Genomic DNA, 4,124 nt, shown 5'->3' with positions numbered 1-4,124 from the left:
TTTTTGTGTTGTAAAAGGATAAAAATGCACGATAGGATTGTGCCTGCAATTTTATTTTTGTGTTGTAAAAGGATAAAAGATGCACGATAAAATAGAAAAAATATTAGTGCAGTTAAACAGTGTGCTATTGGGTAAAAAAGAGCAAACGAAACTCGCCTTGGTGTGTCTGTTAGCCGATGGGCACCTGTTGATTGAAGACTTGCCGGGGATGGGTAAAACCACATTAGCATCGATATTAGCGACAACTTTAGGGCTGGATTACCAACGTGTGCAGTTTACCAGTGATATGTTACCTGCTGATATTTTAGGCGTTTCTATTTTTGATACCAACGTGCAACAGTTCTCTTTCCATCAAGGGCCTATTTTTAGTCAGCTATTATTAGCGGATGAGATAAACCGTGCCAGCCCTAAAACCCAAAGTGCGTTATTAGAAGCGATGGAGGAGAAACAGATCTCCTTAGATGGTAAAACTTACCCGTTACCTGCGCCATTTTTTGTGATTGCAACGCAAAATCCGCAAGATCAAGCGGGCACATTCCCGCTACCAGAGTCACAGTTAGATCGTTTTATGATGCGTATCGAGCTGGGTTTTCCTAATCGAAAAGCAGAGATGTTGATGCTAAAAAACAGTCACATCAAACATTCGATACAAGCAGTTATCACGCTGGATGATCTCAAGCAGATGCAAAAGTCGGTACAAAAAGTAGAGGCCAATGATGCCTTTTTAGATTATTTATTACGCTTAATCGATGAAAGTCGTTATAGCGGATTAACGGAAAACCCACTTTCACCGCGATGCAGTAAAGTTCTTTTGCAAGCGTCAAAAGCGATGGCGTTTATTAATCAACGCGGTTATGTGATTCCAGAAGATCTACAAGCGGTATTTGTTGCCGTGGCAGAGCATCGTTTGATGGGGGTAAATACAGAGAAACAGAGCAGTGGCACTTTGAGCCAGACACTGCTTAGCCGTATCGACCCGTTAAATTGATAAGTTTAAATCAGTTAATAAGAAACCGTTTTGATCGCTGGTTAAAGCGGCGCTTGCCTGCCACTAAACAGATCATGCTTAACAGTGGTAACATTTTCATTTTCCCCTCAGCGTCGGGTTTACATTTTTTAATTACTCTGTTTATTTTGTTTTTATTAGGCACCAATTATCAAAACAACTTGATCCTGTTTTTGGTGTTTTTCCTGTGTAGCTTTATGGTGACTAGTTTGCTACTCAGTTATCAAAATCTTGCTGGATTAAAACTTACTGCGGTTAAGCCTCAGGCACAGTTTGCTGGTAAAGATTGTTTGTTTCATCTGCGTTTAATGAAACTTAAAAATAGAGGTAACGATATACATTTTTCTTTTCAAAAGGGTAATTCTGCACTGCAAACGGTGATTGATGAGGAGCAGGTTCTGCTTTATCACTTTTCTAAAATGCGTGGCTACTTTAATCCTGAGCGAGTGACGGTTTCTTCAACATTTCCCTTTGGTCTCTTTAATGTGTGGACCCATCTCGATTTTGATTTTAAGGTGCTGTTATACCCAATACCGTTAACCAACAAACTGCCCGCAGAGCAACTTACTCACAATAATCAAGATGAAAGCAGTCAGCAGTTTTCGTCAGGTATCGACCAGTTTTCTACTTTGAAAAACTATCAGCAAGGGGAATCGTTAAAATCGGTGGCGTGGAAACAACTTGCGCAGGGACGAGGTATGCTCAGTAAGCAGTTCGAGCAATCAATTGCTGGGGAGCGGTTATTAGATATCAGTCTACTGCAACATATTCCCTTGGAAAAACGCCTTAGTTTTCTTTGTTACCAAGTGATAACGCTTGAAAAAACAGGTTATCGTTACGGGTTAATGTTAGTTAATCAAAAGGTTGAAATGGGCAGTGGCACTTTACATCAACATCATTGTTTACAAGCGCTAGCACTGTTTCAACAGGCGTTTGAATGATGAAAGAGTTTCTAAATCGCTTTAACCTCACGCTGATCATTGTTAGTTACAGTGCATTAGTCATGGTCTTTTATGCGCAGTTAAATGTGATTGTTATGCTCTTTGGCCTATGTTGTGCTCTGTGGCGTAGCGCGCATTTTTTTGGTAAATTGCCCTTAATGCCACGGCTGTTAATTAGTGTTATTGCCGTATTAAGCAGCATATTCACGGTTATTCTGCTCTATCAGCAGGGGCTATTTGCCGTTATGTTACACCTGATTTTCCTTGGTTTTAGTTTGAAGTTTTTAGAGCTAAAATCGGTGCGTGATGTTTACTTTTTTGTGAATACGGGTTTTATCTTAATTGCGCTGTTTTTTATCTTTAATACTGCGCTCAGTGCATCGTTAATCGCGTCACTATTAGTGCTGTTATTGGTTGCTGTTTTGCTCAGTTTACATGCACAGCAGCTTACTCATAAACTGTTTAATAAAACATTACTAAAAAGCATGGTGCTTAGTTTACCCCTTGCACTCTTACTGTTTGTGGTGATGCCTCGTTTACCCTCATTGTGGAAGATGCCACTGCAAAAACAGGCGACAACGGGGCTAAGCGATACCGTTAGCCCGGGTGAAATTGCTAAATTAAGTCGCTCAAGTGCGTTGGCATTTCGTGCTACTTTTAAGGGCTACCCCGTTCCTGAAAATCAACGTTATTGGCGCGCGATGACCTTAGATAACTTCGATGGCAAAACATGGTCACAAAGCGTGCAAAAAAAGGCGCAAGAGCGAAAGGCTAAAAGCGGAAGCGGGCATCTTTTTTCTGCTGTTAAAGGTGTCTCTAGACAGTATGAACTAATTATTGAGCCTCATTATAATTACTGGATACCCGTGTTAGATTTTGCAGTAACACCTAAAGGATTAGTCAGTTTAAGTGATTATTCTCTGCGCAGTGTTAAACCGATTGTGGCAAGACAGGTTTTTGTGGTCTCACAAATAAACAATTTAAAAAACAAACTATTAACCTCGGCTGAGCTAAAACAACTTACCCAATTACCTGATGTTGGTAATGTAAAAACAGATTTATGGATAACAGAAAATCTGCACAATGGATTGAGCAAAGAAAATATATTAAGACAGTTGTTAACGGGTTTTTCACAAAGCTTTACTTACACTTTGCAACCACCACTCCTTGGTGAAAATCAGATTGATGATTTCTTGTTTTCCACACAAGCAGGCTTTTGTGTGCATTATGCCAGCAGTTATCTTTATGTCGCACGCCGTTTAGGGTTTCCTGCACGGATGGTGACGGGTTATTTAGGCGGAGAGTGGCAAGCGACAGAGGGCTTTTTCACGGTGCGCCAATATGATGCCCATGCGTGGGTGGAAATATGGAAAGATAACCGTTGGTTACGTGTTGACCCAACCGCCTATGTTGCTCCTGAACGTGTTGAATCTGGTTTGCAAGCGGGGTTGACCGATGGTAGTGAATTTCTCGCTGATGAGTTTTTTTCATTACAAAAATGGCGATCTATCGCAGTGATTAATCAGTTACGCAGTCGTTTAGCACAACTTGATTATCTGTGGGCGCGTTATGTTGTTAATTTTGATAATAAAAAACAGATGCAGTTGATGCAATATTGGATCGCTAAAATGCCGTGGTTAAATATCGCTTATGCGCTGATGTTGATGATGGCGCTTATCTTTGCGTTGTTACTGTTGGTGATTTTTAAACCGTGGCAGGTAAAAAAAATAGCCATTGAGGATAAAATATACCAACAACTGCAAAAGCATTTTAAAAAACAGGGAATAAACCGCACAACGGGGCAAACGGTGAGCGAGTATTGTTTAATGCTTCATGCGCAATTGATGCTTTCAAAAATGTTGTGTGAATCGTTTGCAGCTAAGTATAACGCCATCAAATATCAAGGTGATATTTCTGAGAAAAACCATAAAAAACAGCTTAAACAGTTGAGATTTATCGCTAAACAATTGAAGAAACCGCGAAGCTAAAACTCCGGCTCTTGCACACAAGTATAAAAGGCAAATAGGATGTGTTACTTCAGTTGCGCCTTAGTAACTAAGCAGGACTAAAGTCTTACGTCCAAGTGCTACTTTAAAAACTTGTGTACATGAGTCAGTGCATCAGCAACGCCTTAAGAATCGTTACACAATAACTTGCGCTAAATTGTTTTCAAAAAG

At 40.2% G+C, this 4,124-nt stretch carries 3 protein-coding genes; all 3 read left to right on the top strand.

Going from position 1 to position 4,124, the window contains the following annotated elements; translation table 11 throughout:
- Positions 1–79 precede the first annotated feature (79 nt).
- Genes G322_RS0117865 through G322_RS0117855 form a run of 3 tightly spaced genes read left to right on the top strand, consistent with a single transcriptional unit; the run spans position 80 to position 3,935 of the window.
- Positions 80–988, top strand: coding sequence for an AAA family ATPase (locus tag G322_RS0117865; protein WP_022943057.1), 909 nt, complete (start codon positions 80–82; stop codon positions 986–988).
- Between the two features lie 53 nt (positions 989–1,041).
- A complete protein-coding gene (locus G322_RS0117860) occupies positions 1,042–1,947 on the top strand; it encodes a DUF58 domain-containing protein (RefSeq protein ID WP_245542350.1) in 906 nt (301 codons plus the stop codon).
- Entirely contained in the window at positions 1,944–3,935 is a 1,992-nt protein-coding gene (locus G322_RS0117855) for a transglutaminase TgpA family protein (RefSeq protein ID WP_022943055.1), read from the top strand. The genes G322_RS0117860 and G322_RS0117855 overlap by 4 nt, the downstream gene beginning before the upstream one ends.
- Positions 3,936–4,124: the final 189 nt, after the last annotated feature.

Source organism: Psychromonas hadalis ATCC BAA-638 (assembly GCF_000420245.1).
Taxonomy (GTDB): domain Bacteria; phylum Pseudomonadota; class Gammaproteobacteria; order Enterobacterales; family Psychromonadaceae; genus Psychromonas; species Psychromonas hadalis.
This window is presented reverse-complemented; position numbering and strand designations above follow the sequence as displayed.

What these genes read in the sequence shown, in the direction of transcription:
- G322_RS0117865 (WP_022943057.1), top strand. Translation starts at nt 80, where the DNA reads ATGCACGATAAAATAGAAAAAATATTAGTGCAGTTAAACAGTGTGCTA.
- G322_RS0117855 (WP_022943055.1), top strand. Translation starts at nt 1,944, where the DNA reads ATGATGAAAGAGTTTCTAAATCGCTTTAACCTCACGCTGATCATTGTT.